This is a genomic window from Delftia lacustris (assembly GCF_040267515.1).
In the GTDB taxonomy this organism is placed as follows: Bacteria; Pseudomonadota; Gammaproteobacteria; order Burkholderiales; family Burkholderiaceae_C; genus Comamonas; species Comamonas tsuruhatensis.
The window spans coordinates 274,643-289,525 of sequence record NZ_CP141274.1; the positions used below are offsets into that span (position 1 = coordinate 274,643).

A 14,883-nucleotide genomic window follows, 5' to 3' on the forward strand; every position below is an offset into this window, starting at 1 on the left:
GCCACCTGCGCGGTTGACGTCTTTGGCCGGGATGTTTGACGAATGTGCAGCGATCATGCTGCGATCTGCATCCTGGCTGCCTTCAAGTCGCGGCTGGCCACCAGCCCGCCGCGCACCTTTCCAGCCACCCCCGTTGTGGCAGCCCCCGTCGCCGTTCGCGCATGCCCCCGGGCCGCGCCGGTGTTGTGCCATCTTTCATTTCAGGAACCCGTTCAGGATGCGTTGTACCTCCCGCTTGACCCTTGCCTCTCTCGCCATCGCTGCCGCCCTGCCGGTGGCCGCCCAGTCATCTGGCGCCGGCTCCAACGTCACCATCAGTGGCTATCTGGACGCGGGTGTGTTCCGGGATTTCGACAAGACCAGCAAGCTGGGAACGATTCAGCGCAGCAATCTGGCCATTGCCGGCTTCGAAGACCTGGGCGGCGGCCTGAAGGCCACCTTCCGCCTGAGCACGCGCTTCGACCTGGACACGGGCCTGACCGAGGACTATCCGAAGAAGCCCTTCTGGCATGACGAGTCCACCGTGGGCCTGCAGGGCAACTGGGGCCACCTGCGACTGGGCCGCGCGCTCAGCGCCATGTGGAGCCAGGAGTGGCAGTTCGATCCCTGGGGCAACTTCAACCGCATCGCCTCGCCGGCCTGGCACATGGCCCACTACCTGACGCCCACCGACCGCGCCAGCAACAACGGCTCGCCCGAATACGGCCGCATGTCCAACGGCGTGTTCTACGACTCGCCCAAGTTCGGCGGCTTTTCCCTGCACCTGAGCGCCTCGCCCGAACGCACCCAGGCGCCCGGCCGCCAGGGCCGTGCGCGCTCGGTATCGGTCAACTACGACCAGGGCGCGGTGGCGGCCATGGTGGCGCACGAGCGCAACGGCAGCGGCGACACCGACCTGTACATGGGCGGCAAGTACCGCATCGGCACGGCGGCCGTGATGCTGGCCTATGACCGCAGCAAGTCGGGCACGCCCGGCACCGGCCCCGACAAATCGCGCATGGTCTCGCTGGGCGCCACCTACGGCATGGGCGCGACCACGCTCAAGGCCAGCTATGCGCGCCAGCGCCTGGACCGAGACACCAACAACATGCTGTCGCTGGGCGCCGAGTACGCGCTGTCCAAGCGCACCATGCTCTACACCAGCCTGGGCCATCAGCGCTACGAGAACCAGAGCTCGCGCACGGCCTTCGGCGTGGGCATGGCCCATTCGTTCTGATCAATGCGCTTCCCAGCGGCCTGACTGGGCTGCGCTGGTGATCCTGGCCAGGTCTGGAGCCGGCATGGGCTGAGGGGTGGCGGGCAGGGCGGTGAGTTCCATGCCGCGCTCCAGCTTGAAGACGCTCACGGCCTGCTGCAGGCCGTAGGCCTGTTCCTGCAGGGACTGTGCTGCTGCGGCGGCTTGCTCGACCAGGGCCGCGTTCTGCTGGGTGACCTGGTCCATCTGGGAGATGGCCTGGTTGATCTGCTCCAGGCCCGCCGTCTGCTCCACGCTGGCAGCGGTGATCTCTCCCATGATGTCGGTCACGTTGCGCACGCTGCTGACGATGTTCTGCATGGTCTGGCCGGCCTGCGCCACCAGGGCCGATCCGGTGCTGACCTTGCCGTTGGAGTCCTCGATGAGGAGCTTGATCTCCTTGGCCGCATCGGCGCAGCGTCGCGCCAGTGCGCGCACCTCGGCCGCCACCACGGCAAAGCCCCGGCCCTGCTCGCCCGCGCGCGCCGCCTCGACGGCGGCGTTGAGCGCGAGGATGTTGGTCTGGAAGGCGATGGCGTCGATCACGCCGATGATGTCGGCGATCTTGCGCGAGGAGGCATGGATGGCGTCCATGGTGTCCACCACCTGGGATACCACCTCGCCGCCTTGCTGGGCGACGGTCGAGGCCGAGGCTGCCAGCTGGTTGGCCTGGCGCGCGTTGTCGGTGTTCTGGCGCACGGTAACGGTGAGCTGCTCCATGGAGGCAGCCGTCTCCTGCAAAGAGCTGGCCTGGTGCTCGGTGCGCAGCGACAGGTCGTTGTTGCCCGAGGCGATCTGGCTGGAGGCCGTGGCGATCGAGTCCGTGCCGTTGCGCACCTGCCTGACGATGTGGATGAGGCTCTGGTCCATGCGGTGCAGCGCGTGCAGCAGCTGGCCTGTTTCGTCGGTGGTAGTGGCCTGGATGCGGCGCGTCAGGTCGCCTTCGGCCACGGCCTGGGCCACGCCCACGGCCTCGATCAGCGGCCGCGCCACGATGCGCGCCAGCGCCAGCGCCAGCGCCAGTCCCAGCGCGATGCTGGCGGCCAGCAGCCCCACCACCCAGGCGCGCGCGCTGCGGTACAGATCATTGGCGTGCCTGTTGGCCTCCTGGCCGGCATCGTGGTCGATCTGCACCATGCGGTCGATCTGGTCGTACAGGCGCCGGCTCAGCTCCAGCGATTCACCCTGCGCCAGCACCAAGGCTTCGTCCTTTCGGCCGTTGCGTGCCAGGGTCATGATCATGGCGTGCTCCCTGGCATATGCGCTGCGCAGCCGGCCCAGCTCGTCGTAGGACGCCCTTTCCTGCTCGGTTTGGATGAAGCTGGCGTAGTTGTCGTAGTTCGTCTGGATCTTGCTCCACAGGTCGCTCATGATGGCGTCGAAGGCCTTGATATCCTGGTCGCTGGTGGAGATCAGGTACTGAAGCTCGTTGGCGCGGTAGCGCGCCGTGGTGGCGCGGATGGTGAGCAGCATGCGCGACGAGGGCATCCAGCGTGTGGCGATGTCGACGGACGCCTGGTTGATCTGGCTGAGCCGCATCACGGCATACAGGCCCACGAAGGTGGTCAGCGCCAGCACGGCCAGGAAGGCCAGCAGCAGCTTGGAGGAGATCTTGAGGTTGCGAAAGGCTTGCATGGCGAAGTTCTGAAGTCGTATCCCTTGAACGGCAAGGGAGCAAAAAAAGGCGTGCAGCAGGGCACACCTGGCCTGCGGTGCAGAGCAAGGTGGAAAGGGATCAACGAAGGCAATGACGAGGGCCGGCGCGTGCGCTCAGGGGGGGAACCAGCCCGAGGTCCGGCAGATGCGGCCCTTGATGCGGGGTCTCATGGCGCAGGCCCTTCCAGGGCGGCAGGACTGCGGCTGGCCATGCGCGGGCCTGAGGCAGGGCAGGGGCGGTGGATGCGGAAGATGCCGAGCCGCCCGCCTACACCTTTTGGCGCCCGGACGCCAGCTGCGGCCCGGTGCTTGGCGGCGGCTGCCGCCTTCTGCGCCCAGGTGCTGCGGATGGGTGTCCTAGGGATTTCGGACAGGAAAGAATTGGCTATGTGCATCTGTGGTGGGGATTATTTCCGCACCGCCAGATGATGAGAATGCTTCCTATCTGATTTTCGATAGGACGTGTCCTAAAAGCGGTTTGCGGGCGCGCGACACGGCCGTCCGCACCGTCTTCGCACCGTCTTCGCACCGGCTTTCGCTCCGTCATTTGTGCCGTCATGTGCGCCGTCATGTGCGCCGGTGCGACGGGCCGGCCCCCAGCCTTCAGGACGTCAGGACAGCCGCGCGACAGCGTGTGCCAGGTGCCTGCCGATGCCGGTCGTTCAGACCACGCCCTGGTCGCGCAAGGCCTGCAGCTGCTGTGCATCCAGGCCCAGGCGCTCGCGCAGCACTTCGTCCGTGTGCTGGCCCAGGGCCGGCGGCGCATGGCGCAGCGTGGTGGGCGTGTCCGACAGGCGCAGCGGGCTGGCCGTGGTCACTACGCGGTTGATGGTCTCGCCGGCAGGCGGCGTGGCGCCCGGGTAGCGTTCCTGCTCCACGCGCAGGCCGCGCGCACGCACCTGCGCATCGTCGAAGGCCTGGCCGATGTGGTTGATGGGGCCGCAGGGCACGGCCTTGTCCTCCAGCAGCGCGATCCATTCAGCCGTGGGCCGGCTGCGCGTGAGATCGGCCATCAGCGGGATCAGCGCGTCGCGGTGGGTGACGCGGCCGGCATTGGTGGCAAAGCGCTCGTCGCTCGCCCAGTCCGTGCCGGCCGCCTCGCAAAAGCGCGCGAACTGGCCGTCGTTGCCGATGGCCAGCAGCATGCGGCCGTCGGCCGTGGGGAAGTCCTGGTAGGGCACGACGCTGGGATGGGTGTTGCCCTGGCGGCCCGGTACATGGCCGGTGTTCAGGAAGCCCGCGCCCTGGTTGGCCAGCACGGCCATGGCCACGTCCAGCAGGGCCATGTCGATGTGCTGGCCGCGTCCCGTGCGGTGGCGGGCCTCCAGTGCGCCCAGGATGGCCGTGGTGGCATACATGCCCGTGAACAGGTCGATCACGGCCACGCCCACGCGCAGCGGCCCGCCGCCGGGCTCGCTGTCGGCGCGGCCCGTGATGCTCATGAGGCCGCTCATGGCCTGCACCAGCAGGTCGTAGCCGGCGCGCGGCGCATAGGGCCCGGTCTGGCCGAAGCCCGTGACCGAGCAATAGATCAGGCGCGGGTTCAGCGCGCTCAGCGAGGCGTAGTCCAGGCCGTAGCGCTTGAGGCCCCCGGTCTTGAAGTTCTCCACCACCACATCGCTTTGCATGGCCAGCTCGCGGATCAGCCGCTGGCCCTCGGCCGTGGCCATGTCCACGGTGACCGATCGCTTGTTGCGGTTGCAGGCCGCGAAGTACACGGCGTTGTCCGAGGGATTGCCTTGCGCATCGGGGAAGAAGGGCGGGCCCCAGTGGCGCGTGTCGTCGCCCTCGCCGGGCTTTTCGATCTTGATCACGTCGGCCCCCATGTCGGCCAGGTTCTGCGTGCACCAGGGGCCGGCCAGCACGCGAGAGAGGTCGAGCACGCGCAGATGGCCCAGCGCTCCTGCGGTCTGGGTGGCCGTGCTGTTGATGGGGCTGGGGGAGGGGGTTTCGGTGTGGTTCATGGGCTGAGGCGGCTATCCCGGGCAGATGGGCCATGCTACGGCGCGGCGGCCCGCCGTGGCTTCGCATTTGTGAAAGCGCGCGTTCGCGCCCGGCCGGCACTGCGGTTTGTACTGACGCGCAGGGCTCAGCCGGGGCCGCTGCGGCTTTCTACAATGCCGGATGGCCATGCATTTCGATCTTGTGGATCTGCGCCTCATGGTGCACATCGCCGACGCCAACAGCATGACGCGTGGCGCGGAACTTTCCTTCATCTCCCTGCCGGCGGCCAGCACGCGCATCAAGAACCTGGAAGAGAGCATCGGCACCAAGCTGCTGTACCGCACCAGCCAGGGCGTGACGCTGACGCCGCCGGGCCAGGCCTTCGTCACCCATGCGCGCATGGTGCTGGGCCAGATCGAGCACCTGCGCGGCGACATGCAGGAGTACGTGCGCGGCATCAAGGGGCATGTGCGGGTGTTTGCCAACACCACCTCGCTGGGCGAGTTCCTGCCGCCCGTGCTGCGCCACTACCTGCGCCGCAATCCCGACGTGAACATCGACCTGCGCGAGCGCCTGTCGCACGACATCGTGCGTGCCGTGACCGAGGGGCAGACCGATATCGGCATCGTCGCCGGCCTGGTGCGCACCGAGAACCTGGAGACCCTGCCCTACCGCCGCGACCGCCTGGTGCTGGTCGTGCCGCGCGGCCATGCGCTTGATGGCGAGATGCAGATGGCCTTTGCCGACACTCTGGACCTGGACCATGTGGGCCTGCACGAATCCAGCGCCATCCACGCCTTCCTGCGCCAGGCCAGCGACCAACTGCACCGGCCCATCAAGCAGCGCATCCAGGTGGGCAACTTCGAGACGGCCTGCCGCATGATCGAGTCCGGCGTGGGCGTGGGCGTGCTGCCCGAATCGGCCGCCAGCCGCCATGCGCATTCCATGGACATCGCCATCGTGCCGCTGTCCGATGCCTGGTCGGTGCGCGAGATGCAGATCTGCGTGCGCAGCCTGGAGGCCCTGCCGTCCTTCGCCCAGGAGCTGGTGGAGCTGCTGGTGGCCGACGCACAGGGCCGGCTCACGCTGGAGTAGGGGCCCGCCGACCGCCGACCGCCGCCGGTTCAGTCGGCCTGGGCCGTGCCCCGGTCCAGCGTGGTCGGTGCCAGCCAGTATTTGAAGGTGCCGGTGGCCGTGGCCACGAGCTTGCCGTCCTCGTCCAGCAATTGCGCCGCGCAGCTGCACAGGCTGCGGCTGGCGTGCACCACCCAGCCTTCGGCCAGCAGCGCGCCCTTGCCCGGGCGGTGGAAGCGGCTGCTCATCTCCACCGTCACGGCGGTCTGCGATGGCGCACCGGGCAGTTCGCCGGCGGCGCGCGACATCACGGAGTCCAGCAGCGTCATGAGCACGCCGCCGTGCGCGGCGGGCAGCTGGTTGAGCAGTTCCTCGCGCATGTGGGGCAGGCGCACATGGACCTTGCCGGGCGGCGCGGGCACCTGCGAGGCGCCGATCAGCCGCATGAAGGCATTGCGGTCGGGGGGCGGTGCACTCATACGGCTCATGTGGCTCATGCGGCGCGCGCCTCGCGCACCATGTTGCGCGCGATGATGACCTGCTGGATCTGGGTCGTGCCTTCGTACAGGCGGAACAGCCGCACGTCGCGGTAGAAGCGCTCGATGCCGAACTCGGCCAGGTAGCCCGAGCCGCCCAGGATCTGCACGGCCCGGTCGGCCACGCGGCCCACCATCTCGGTGGCGAACATCTTGCAGCACGAGGCCTCGGTGGAGACGTTGCGGCCCTCGTCGCGGCGGCGCGCGGCGTCGATCACCATGCACTCGGCCGCATACAGCTCGGCCTGGCTGTCGGCCAGCATGGCCTGCACCAGCTGGAACTCGCAGATGGGCTGGCCGAACTGCTTGCGCTCCAGCGCATAGTTCAGCGCGTCGCGCAGGATGCGCTGCGCCACGCCCACGCTCACGGCCGCGATGTGGATGCGGCCCTTGTCCAGCACCTTCATGGCGGTCTTGAAGCCCTGGCCTTCCTTCAGGCCGATGAGGTTGGCCGCCGGCACGCGCACGTTGTCGAAGAACACGTCGCAGGTGTGCGCGCCCTTCTGGCCCATCTTCACGTCGTTCTTGCCGAAGCTGATGCCCGGCGACTTCGCATCCACGATGAAGGCCGAGACGCCGCCCGCGCCCTTGTTGGCCGGGTCGGTGCGCGCCATCAGCGTGAACATGCCCGCATGCGGCGCATTGGTGATGAAGCGCTTGTTGCCGTTGACCACATAGTGGTCCCCGTCCCTGATGGCGGTGGTGCGCAGCGAGGCCGCGTCCGAGCCCGCCTCGGGCTCGGTCAGCGCGAACGAGGCCATGATCTCGCCCGTGGCCAGCTTGGGCAGCCAGGCGGCCTGCTGCTCGGGCGTGCCGTCGATGAGGATGCCCTGCGAGCCTATGCCCACGGTCGTGCCGATCACCGAGCGGAAGGCCGGCGCGGTCTGGCACAGCTCGAAGAGCACGCGCACCTCTTCCTCCATGGTCAGCTCCAGCCCGCCGAACTGCTCGGGGATGGTCATGCCGAACAGGCCCAGGTTGCGCATCTCCTGCACGATGGACTCGGGAATCTCGTCGGTCTCGGCCACCTCGTTCTCGGCGGGCACCAGGCGCTCGCGCACAAAGCGGCGCACGCTGTCCAGCAGGGCTTCGAGGGTTTCTTGGTCGCGGATCATTGCGGTGTGCTTCCTGTGCGGTTCAGAGGGTTTCGGCGGTTCCCAGCACCGCCGTGGATTGGCTTGACAGCGTGCCGCCGTTGCCGTGCACCACGGCCGTGCGGTGGCGTCCCAGCTGGCGCTGGCCGGCCTCGCCGCGCAGCTGGCGCACGGCCTCGATCAGCGCAAAGATGCCGTACATGCCCGGGTGCACGCAGGACAGGCCGCCGCCGTTGGTGTTGACGGCCAGCCGCCCGCCGGGCGCGATGCCGCCCCCGGACACGAAGGCGCCGCCCTCGCCCTTGGCGCAAAAGCCCAGGTCCTCCAGGAACAGCAGGGTGTTGATGGTGAAGGCGTCGTAGACCTGGGCCATGTCCATGTCGGCAGCGGTGAGCCCGGCCATGGCAAAGGCCTGGGCGCCCGACTGCGCGGCAGCCGTGGTGGTCAGGTCGGGCATGCAGGAGATCTGGCGGTTCCAGATGGCCGTGGCATTGCCCAGCACGTAGACGGGGGGGCGCGGCAGGTCGCGGGCGCGCTCGCCGCGCACCAGCACGATGGCGCCTGCGCCGTCCGTCACCAGGCAGCAGTCGCGCACGCTCAAGGGGCTGGCGATGGGGCGGGCCGAGAGCACGTCCTCGATGGTCAGCGGGTCGCGCATGAAGGCTTCGGGGTTGAGCTGCGCCCAGGCACGCGCGGCCACGGCCACCTCGGCCAGTTGCTCGCGCGTGGTGCCGAACTCGTGCATGTGGCGCGCGGCCGCCAGCGCATAGGCGGTCACGGGCAGCACGGGCTCGTAGGGGAACTCGTAGGGCTGCGGGTCCAGGAATCGCCGCGCCGCCTGGCCTTCCTTGCGGCCGAAGGTGGCCGAGCGCTGGGCGCTGCCGTAGCACACCAGCACGGCCTTGCACTGGCCGGCCTCCAGCGCGCGGATGGCGGGCAGCAGGTGGGCGATGAAGCTGCTGCCGCCGATCATCGTGCCGTCCACGTAGGTGGGGTTGATGCCCAGGTGCTCGATCACGGGCATGGTCCACATGCTGGCGTTGACGCTGCAGGTGGCCAGGCCGTCGATGTCCTGCATGGTCAGGCCCGCATCGGCCACGGCCGCATGGGCGGCGCGCACCAGCAGGGTCATGTCGTCCATGCCAGGCGCCTCGCCGCAGCCATAGGTGGCGGCGCCGGCAATGGCCACGCGCCCGCGCAGCGGGCGGTTCACGGCGGCGGCGTCCAGGGTGGATTGGGGGATGCGGGTGTTCATGCTGCACCTCCACGGGAAGCCTGTGGAGCCGGTTGCAGCGCGGGCTGGAACAGCACCAGGCCGCGTCCGTCCTTGCTCGCCACATGGGCGCTCACGCGCTGGCCTATGCGCACGTCGGCCGGCGCAATGCCTTCGACGCGGCCCATCATGCGCACGCCTTCGTCCAGGTCGATCAGGGCCACGTTGTAGTCGCCGCCGGCATCGCTCTTGCGTGCGACGGTGGAGGTGGAGTAGACCGTGCCCTGGCCGCTGGCGCGCACCCAGCGCAGCGGGCTGGCACCGCAGTGCGGGCACAGCTCGCGCGGGGTGAAGACATGGCGCGTGCATTGCGGGCACTGCTGTATGCAGAAACGGCCGGCATCGAGTTCGGCCTGGTAGTGGGTCTGTGCGCTCAGGTGCATGGGCGGTGTTTCCATTCTTTGTGTTCTTGGCGCTGCGCCCGGCGGCATGCAGGGCAGCGGCTGTCCGCCAGCATGCCCGCATCGCGGGGCCGCTTCAATTCGCCAATCTGGAAGGGTGGCTTCACCAGCGCCGGCGTCCGGCTGTCAACCCAGGGTTGCTGCCTAGGCGGGCCGGCAGGCACGGCTGCTATGGTGTTTATGCATTCCCGGCCTTTTCTTCATACCCGCCCTGCGCCGCCTGCCGGCGCACCGAGGGCGCGCCGCCGCTTTGGCACGGCGTGGCGCCACAGGAAGGCCGGCAATGGCGTGCCGCACCCCGGCCCGTTCTCCGCTGTCGATCCCCACCCACCCAGGAGGTTTTTGCACATGACGGATACGCTGATCAAGGTGGACCTGAACCGCCCGCCCACCGACAACGAAAGGGTCCACAACCGCTGGCACCCGGACATTCCCATGGCCTGCTGGGTCCAGCCCGGCGACGACTTCATCCTGGAGACCTACGACTGGACCGGCGGCTTCATCAAGAACAACGACAGCGCCGACGATGTGCGCGACATCGACCTGACCACGGTGCACTACCTGTCCGGCCCCGTGGGCGTGAAGGGCGCCCAGCCCGGCGACCTGCTGGTGGTGGACCTGCTGGACATCGGCGCCAAGCCCGACAGCCTCTGGGGCTTCAACGGCTTTTTCTCCAAGAACAATGGCGGCGGCTTCCTGACCGACTATTTCCCCTCGGCCCAGAAATCGATCTGGGACTTCAAGGGCATGTTCACCAGCTCGCGCCATATCCCGGGCGTGAACTTCCCCGGCCTCATCCATCCCGGCCTCATCGGCTGCCTGCCTGACCGGCCCATGCTGGAGATGTGGAACGAGCGCGAGCGCGCCCTGATCGCCACCGATCCCGAGCGCGTGCCCGGCCTGGCCAACCCGCCGTCGGCCGGCACGGCCCACATGGGCCAGATGCGCGGCGAGGCCCGCGACAAGGCCGCCGCCGAAGGCGCACGCACCGTGCCGCCGCGCGAGCATGGCGGCAACTGCGACATCAAGGATCTGTCGCGCGGCGCCAAGGTGTTCTTTCCGGTCTATGTGGACGGCGCCGGCCTGAGCGTGGGCGACCTGCACTTCAGCCAGGGCGACGGCGAGATCACCTTCTGCGGCGCCATCGAGATGGCCGGCTGGGTGCACATGAAGGTCAGCCTCATCAAGGGCGGCATGGCCAAGTACGGCATCAAGAACCCCATCTTCAAGCCCAGCCCCATCACGCCGCGCTATGACGACTACCTGATCTTCGAGGGCATCTCGGTGGACGAGAGCGGCAGGCAGCACTACCTGGATGTCAACGTGGCCTACCGCCAGGCCTGCCTGAACGCCATCGAATACCTGAAGAAGTTCGGCTACAGCGGCGCCCAGGCGTATTCCATCCTGGGCACGGCGCCCGTGCAGGGCCATATCAGCGGCGTGGTGGACGTGCCCAACTCCTGCGCCACGCTGTGGCTGCCCACGGGCATCTTCGACTTCGACATCAACCCCAACGCCGCAGGGACCGTCGTCCAGTTCGACGGCAGCGTGGACATGCCCCTGTCCCCCGACCTGCGCTGACGCCAAGGAGCCCGCCCATGCCCACCTACGACTACGACTGCGCGCAATGCGGCGGCTTCGAGGCCCTGCGGCCGCTGCGCCTGCGCGACGAGCCCGCAGCCTGCCCCGGCTGCGGCACGGCGGCTGCGCGCGTGCTGGCCGCCGCGCCCCGGCTGGCGCTGATGGCCGACGGCACGCGCCGCGCCATGGACACCAACGAGCGCGCGCGCCACGAGCCCGCCAGCTCGCGCGACTATGACCATGGCTATGCGCGCTTCAAGCACCCGGCAGGCTGCGGCTGCTGCGGATCGGGCCGGCGCAGCGCCACGGTGACGGCACCCAACGGCGCAAAGTCCGCGCCCTCGCGGCGGCCCTGGATGATCAGCCACTAGGCTGCATCGGAGTGGACCGCTTCCCAGGGTTTCCACCGCTTGGGAGCCCTGGAAGCGCGCCTTCCACATTCGCGAAACACGGCGCAGGCCGGCTTGCCCAGAATGGGCCGCGCGGCAAGCCGCCGCCCGTTGCCCGGAGTTTCGCCATGCCCCCGTCTTCCCTCCCATCCTCTTGCCCGTCTTCCTTTTCGTCGCAGCGCCGCCGCCTGCTGTCCGCCGGCGGCGCGCTGGCTGCCAGCAGCCTGTTTCCCGCAGCCCGGGTGGCGCATGCGGCCGATGCCTGGCCCTCGCGGCCCGTGCGCTTCATCGTGCCCTTTCCGCCCGGCGGTCCCGTGGACACCACGGCGCGCGCCTTCACCCAGAAGCTGGGCGAGATCTGGCAGCAGCCCAACCTGGTGGACAACCGCGCGGGCGCCGGCGGCATGGTGGGCGCTGCCCTCGCAGCCAAGGAGCCTGCCGACGGCTACACGCTGTTCGTGGGCTCCATCCACCATGCGGTGAACCCGGCGCTGCAGCCGAAGATGACCTACGACATAGAGCGCGACTTCGCGCCCGTGAGCTTTGCGGCCATGTTCCCGGTCTTCCTGGTGGCCCATCCCTCGGTGCCCGCCAGCAATGTGCGCGAGCTGATCGCGCTGGCCAAGTCCGGCAACGGCCTGAGCTTCGGCTCCTCGGGCAATGGCGGCGGCACGCACCTGGCCGGTGAGCTGTTCAACATGCATGCAGGCATCAAGCTGCAGCACATTCCCTACAAGGGCAGCGCGCCGGCCATGAACGACCTGCTGGGCGGCCAGGTGCAGCTGATGTTTGCCGATGCGCCCAGCGCGCTGCAGCACATCAAGTCCGGCCGCATCAAGGTGCTGGGCGTGGCCAGCCGCCAGCGCTCGGCCATGCTGCCCGAGGTGCCCACCATTGCCGAGTCGGGCCTGCCCGAGTACGAGGCCTATTCCTGGGCCGCGCTGTTTGCGCCGGCCCGCACGCCGCCCGCCGTGCTGGCGCGCATCAACGCCGACTTCAACACCGCGCTGCGCGATGCCGCCGTGCGCCAGCGCCTGCTGACGGCCGGCGCCGAGGCCGACCCCGGCACCCAGCAGCAGATGCGCGAGCGCCTGAGCAGCGAGTTGCGCAAATGGGCCCAGGTGGTCAAGGTGGCCGGCATCCAGGCGGACTGAGCGCGGCGGCGGGCCGGACTCGGGGCAAACCCGGCTTCGCAGCGCTGCAACCCCGCCTTTCGCAATTGCGCATAGGCGGGCCGCCATGGCCTGCTTAGGCTTGCCTTCGGTATCCAGAAAAACAACCCCGAGACAAGGAGACGGATATGCGGAAAGGCTTGATGCGAGGCGGCTTGACCAAGGCGCGCGCTGCCGGCTGCGCGCTGGGCGCCGGCCTGCTGTGGACGGCGGCGGCGCAGGCGCAGCAGATATCGGACGATGTGGTGCGCATCGGCGTGCTCAGCGACATGTCGGGCCTGTACGCGGACACGGCGGGGCGCGGCTCCGTCGAGGCCGCGAAGATGGCCGTGGCCGACTTCGGCGGCCAGGTGCTGGGCAGGAAGATCGAGGTGGTCTGGGCCGACCACCAGAACAAGGCCGACGTGGGCGCCACCCATGCGCGCACCTGGTTCGACCGCGACGGCGTGGACCTGATCGTGGACATCAACAACACGGCCGTCGCCATCGCCGTCAACAACCTGGCGCGCGAGCGCGGCAAGATGGTGATCAACACCGGCGGCGCCTCGGACATCCTCACCAACGAGCACTGCGCGCCCACGGCCATCCACTACACCTACGACAGCTATGCGCTGGCCAATGGCGCGGTGCGCGGCATCCTGGCCCAGGGCAAGAAGGACTGGTTCATCCTGGGCGTGGACTATGCCTTCGGCAAGGCCATGACGGCCAATGTGACCGACTTCCTGAAAGACGGCGGCGGCAAGCTGGTGGGCACCACCTTCCATCCGCTCAACGCCAGTGATTTCTCGTCCTTCCTGCTGCAGGCCCAGGCGTCCAAGGCCTCGGTGATCAACCTGGCCAATGCCACCAGCGACACGGTCAACGCCATCAAGGCCGCGCACGAGTTCGGCATCGCGCCCAGGCAGACCCTGGTGCCCAACCTGCTGTTCATCAACGACGTGCATGCGCTGGGCCTGCGCTACGGCCAGGGCATGGTGCTGACCACGGGCTTTTACTGGGACCGCACCGAAGCCACGCGCGCCTGGTCGCGGCGCTTCTTCGAGAAGATGAAGAAGATGCCCTCCATGATCCATGCGGGCGCCTACTCGGCCGTCACCAACTACCTCAAGGCCGTGCAGGCCACCAGGGGAGACGACGGCAACGCGGTGGCGCGCCAGCTCAAGCAGATGCCCATCGAGGACTTCTTCGCCCAGAACGGCAAGGTGCGCGAGGACGGCCGCATGGTGCACGACATGTACCTGGTGCAGATCAAGAAGCCCGAGGAATCCAGATACCCCTGGGACTACTACAAGGTGCTCTCCACCATCCCCGGTGACGAGGCCTTCCGCCCGCTGTCCAGGAGCAGCTGCAAGCTGGTGAAGACATCATGAAGACACGCGCCGCCGTACTCACGAGAACGGGCGCAGCCGCGCCCTATGCCGACAGCCGCCCGCTGGAGATCTGGGAGGTGGACCTGGCGCCGCCCGGCCCCGGCGAAGTGCTGGTCAAGGTGGCCGCCGCAGGCGTGTGCCACTCCGACCTGTCCATCATCAACGGCGACCGTCCGCGCGACACGCCCATCGTGCTCGGCCATGAGGCCGCAGGCGTGATCCAGGCGCTGGGCGAGGGCGTGACCGACCTGGAGGTGGGCGACCACGTGGTCATGCTCTTCGTGCCCGGCTGCGGCAACTGCCAGCCCTGCGCCGAGGGCCGGCCCGTGCTGTGCGAGCCCGCAGGCCAGGCCGGCGTGGCGGGCACCCTGCTGTCGGGCGCCAGGCGCCTGTCGCGCAATGGCCAGCCCATCTCGCACTTCGTCGGCGTCTCGGCCTTTGCCGAGCATGCCGTGCTCTCGCGCCGCGGCGTGCACCGCATCGACAAGTCGGTGCCGCTGGAGCTGGCTGCGCTGTTCGGCTGCGCCGTGATGACCGGCGTGGGCGCGGTGGCCAATACCGCCAGGGTGAGCCCCGGCCAGAGCGTGGCCGTGGTGGGGCTGGGCGGCGTGGGCCTGTCCTCGGTGATGGGCGCGGCGGCGGCGGGCGCGGCCCGCGTGGTGGCCGTGGACCTCAATGCCGACAAGCTGGCCATGGCGCGCGATTTCGGCGCCACCGACACCGTCAACGCCGGCGACGAGGATGCCGTCAAACAGGTGCGGGCGCTGACGGGCGGCGGCGTGGACCATGCCTTCGAGATGGTGGGCTCGGCCAAGGCACTGGAGATGGCCTACCGCATCACGCGGCGCGGCGGCCAGACCGTGACGGCGGGCCTGCCCTCCAGCGCCCAGGCCATCAGCCTGCCGGTCTGGCACCTGGTAGCCGAGGAGCGCACGCTCAAGGGCTGCTACATGGGCAGCTGCGTGCCGCGCCGCGACATCGACCGCTACCTGGCCCTGCATGCGGCCGGCAGGCTGCCCGTGGACCGGCTGGTGACCGGCCACCTGACGCTGGACCAGATCAACGAGGGCTTCGACCGCCTGGCGCGTGGCGAGGCCATACGCCAGATCATCCGCATGGAGGCCTGATAGGAGGTCAGGCCGACCAGCGAGGACCGGGA

The 14,883-nt window shown here is 68.9% G+C and carries 13 protein-coding genes; 7 read left to right on the plus strand and 6 right to left on the minus strand.

Annotated features, from left to right (window positions below; genetic code table 11):
* The first annotated feature begins 217 nt into the window (after positions 1-217).
* Positions 218-1,216, plus strand: a complete 999-nt coding sequence (locus tag U6958_RS02690) for a porin (protein WP_026062702.1) — start codon at positions 218-220, stop codon at positions 1,214-1,216.
* On the opposite strand, the gene U6958_RS02695 is transcribed toward U6958_RS02690, so the two are convergent.
* Positions 1,217-2,869: a methyl-accepting chemotaxis protein gene (locus U6958_RS02695; RefSeq protein WP_034365601.1), complete on the minus strand. Its 1,653-nt coding sequence runs from the start codon at positions 2,867-2,869 to the stop codon at positions 1,217-1,219. It abuts the gene before it with no gap.
* A gap of 683 nt (positions 2,870-3,552) precedes the next feature.
* Positions 3,553-4,854: a CaiB/BaiF CoA-transferase family protein gene (locus U6958_RS02700; protein WP_074921214.1), complete on the minus strand. Its 1,302-nt coding sequence runs from the start codon at positions 4,852-4,854 to the stop codon at positions 3,553-3,555.
* A gap of 160 nt (positions 4,855-5,014) precedes the next feature.
* Here U6958_RS02700 and U6958_RS02705 point away from each other — a divergent pair, with 160 nt between their 5' ends.
* On the plus strand, positions 5,015-5,929 hold the full coding sequence (locus U6958_RS02705) for a LysR family transcriptional regulator (RefSeq protein ID WP_012202113.1): 915 nt from the start codon (positions 5,015-5,017) through the stop codon (positions 5,927-5,929).
* 29 nt (positions 5,930-5,958) lie between these two features.
* Here the strand turns inward: U6958_RS02705 and U6958_RS02710 are convergent, their stop codons facing one another.
* From U6958_RS02710 to U6958_RS02725, 4 genes are read right to left on the minus strand one after another with little or no spacing between them, the layout of a single operon-like run.
* Positions 5,959-6,387, minus strand: coding sequence for a PaaI family thioesterase (locus U6958_RS02710; protein ID WP_017406618.1), 429 nt, complete (start codon positions 6,385-6,387; stop codon positions 5,959-5,961).
* A gap of 14 nt (positions 6,388-6,401) precedes the next feature.
* Complete coding sequence (locus tag U6958_RS02715) at positions 6,402-7,559, minus strand: acyl-CoA dehydrogenase family protein (protein WP_013800068.1); 1,158 nt, start codon at positions 7,557-7,559, stop codon at positions 6,402-6,404.
* Between the two features lie 22 nt (positions 7,560-7,581).
* Positions 7,582-8,793 (minus strand): thiolase, encoded by a 1,212-nt coding sequence (locus U6958_RS02720; protein ID WP_017406617.1) that lies wholly within the window; start codon positions 8,791-8,793, stop codon positions 7,582-7,584.
* The gene (locus tag U6958_RS02725) at positions 8,790-9,194 is read right to left on the minus strand and encodes a Zn-ribbon domain-containing OB-fold protein (protein ID WP_026062701.1); all 405 of its coding nucleotides are present in this window, start codon (positions 9,192-9,194) and stop codon (positions 8,790-8,792) included. The genes U6958_RS02720 and U6958_RS02725 overlap by 4 nt, the downstream gene beginning before the upstream one ends.
* A 366-nt stretch (positions 9,195-9,560) precedes the next feature.
* Between U6958_RS02725 and fmdA the strand changes: the two genes are divergently transcribed.
* From fmdA to U6958_RS02750, 5 genes are all read left to right on the plus strand, one after another.
* On the plus strand, positions 9,561-10,793 hold the full coding sequence (gene fmdA, locus U6958_RS02730) for a formamidase (protein WP_074921215.1): 1,233 nt from the start codon (positions 9,561-9,563) through the stop codon (positions 10,791-10,793).
* Positions 10,794-10,810: 17 nt separating this feature from the next.
* On the plus strand, positions 10,811-11,164 hold the full coding sequence (locus U6958_RS02735; protein WP_034397657.1) for a zinc ribbon domain-containing protein: 354 nt from the start codon (positions 10,811-10,813) through the stop codon (positions 11,162-11,164).
* 146 nt (positions 11,165-11,310) lie between these two features.
* Positions 11,311-12,336, plus strand: a complete 1,026-nt coding sequence (locus U6958_RS02740) for a tripartite tricarboxylate transporter substrate binding protein (protein ID WP_074921216.1) — start codon at positions 11,311-11,313, stop codon at positions 12,334-12,336.
* A 146-nt stretch (positions 12,337-12,482) separates the two neighbouring features.
* Complete coding sequence (locus U6958_RS02745) at positions 12,483-13,724, plus strand: ABC transporter substrate-binding protein (protein WP_074921217.1); 1,242 nt, start codon at positions 12,483-12,485, stop codon at positions 13,722-13,724.
* Positions 13,721-14,851 carry a zinc-dependent alcohol dehydrogenase family protein gene (locus U6958_RS02750; RefSeq protein WP_016450258.1) on the plus strand — a complete coding sequence of 377 codons (1,131 nt, stop codon included), beginning with the start codon at positions 13,721-13,723 and terminating at the stop codon, positions 14,849-14,851. Before U6958_RS02745 ends, U6958_RS02750 begins: the two co-directional genes overlap by 4 nt.
* Positions 14,852-14,883: the final 32 nt, after the last annotated feature.

Excerpts from the sequence above, each read along its gene's own strand:
- U6958_RS02690 (WP_026062702.1), top strand. The coding sequence starts at position 218 with ATGCGTTGTACCTCCCGCTTGACCCTTGCCTCTCTCGCCATCGCTGCC.
- U6958_RS02695 (WP_034365601.1), bottom strand. The coding sequence starts at position 2,869 with ATGCAAGCCTTTCGCAACCTCAAGATCTCCTCCAAGCTGCTGCTGGCC.
- U6958_RS02700 (WP_074921214.1), bottom strand. The coding sequence starts at position 4,854 with ATGAACCACACCGAAACCCCCTCCCCCAGCCCCATCAACAGCACGGCC.
- U6958_RS02705 (WP_012202113.1), top strand. The coding sequence starts at position 5,015 with ATGGCCATGCATTTCGATCTTGTGGATCTGCGCCTCATGGTGCACATC.
- U6958_RS02710 (WP_017406618.1), bottom strand. The coding sequence starts at position 6,387 with ATGAGTGCACCGCCCCCCGACCGCAATGCCTTCATGCGGCTGATCGGC.
- U6958_RS02715 (WP_013800068.1), bottom strand. The coding sequence starts at position 7,559 with ATGATCCGCGACCAAGAAACCCTCGAAGCCCTGCTGGACAGCGTGCGC.
- U6958_RS02720 (WP_017406617.1), bottom strand. The coding sequence starts at position 8,793 with ATGAACACCCGCATCCCCCAATCCACCCTGGACGCCGCCGCCGTGAAC.
- U6958_RS02725 (WP_026062701.1), bottom strand. The coding sequence starts at position 9,194 with ATGCACCTGAGCGCACAGACCCACTACCAGGCCGAACTCGATGCCGGC.
- fmdA (WP_074921215.1), top strand. The coding sequence starts at position 9,561 with ATGACGGATACGCTGATCAAGGTGGACCTGAACCGCCCGCCCACCGAC.
- U6958_RS02735 (WP_034397657.1), top strand. The coding sequence starts at position 10,811 with ATGCCCACCTACGACTACGACTGCGCGCAATGCGGCGGCTTCGAGGCC.
- U6958_RS02740 (WP_074921216.1), top strand. The coding sequence starts at position 11,311 with ATGCCCCCGTCTTCCCTCCCATCCTCTTGCCCGTCTTCCTTTTCGTCG.
- U6958_RS02745 (WP_074921217.1), top strand. The coding sequence starts at position 12,483 with ATGCGGAAAGGCTTGATGCGAGGCGGCTTGACCAAGGCGCGCGCTGCC.
- U6958_RS02750 (WP_016450258.1), top strand. The coding sequence starts at position 13,721 with ATGAAGACACGCGCCGCCGTACTCACGAGAACGGGCGCAGCCGCGCCC.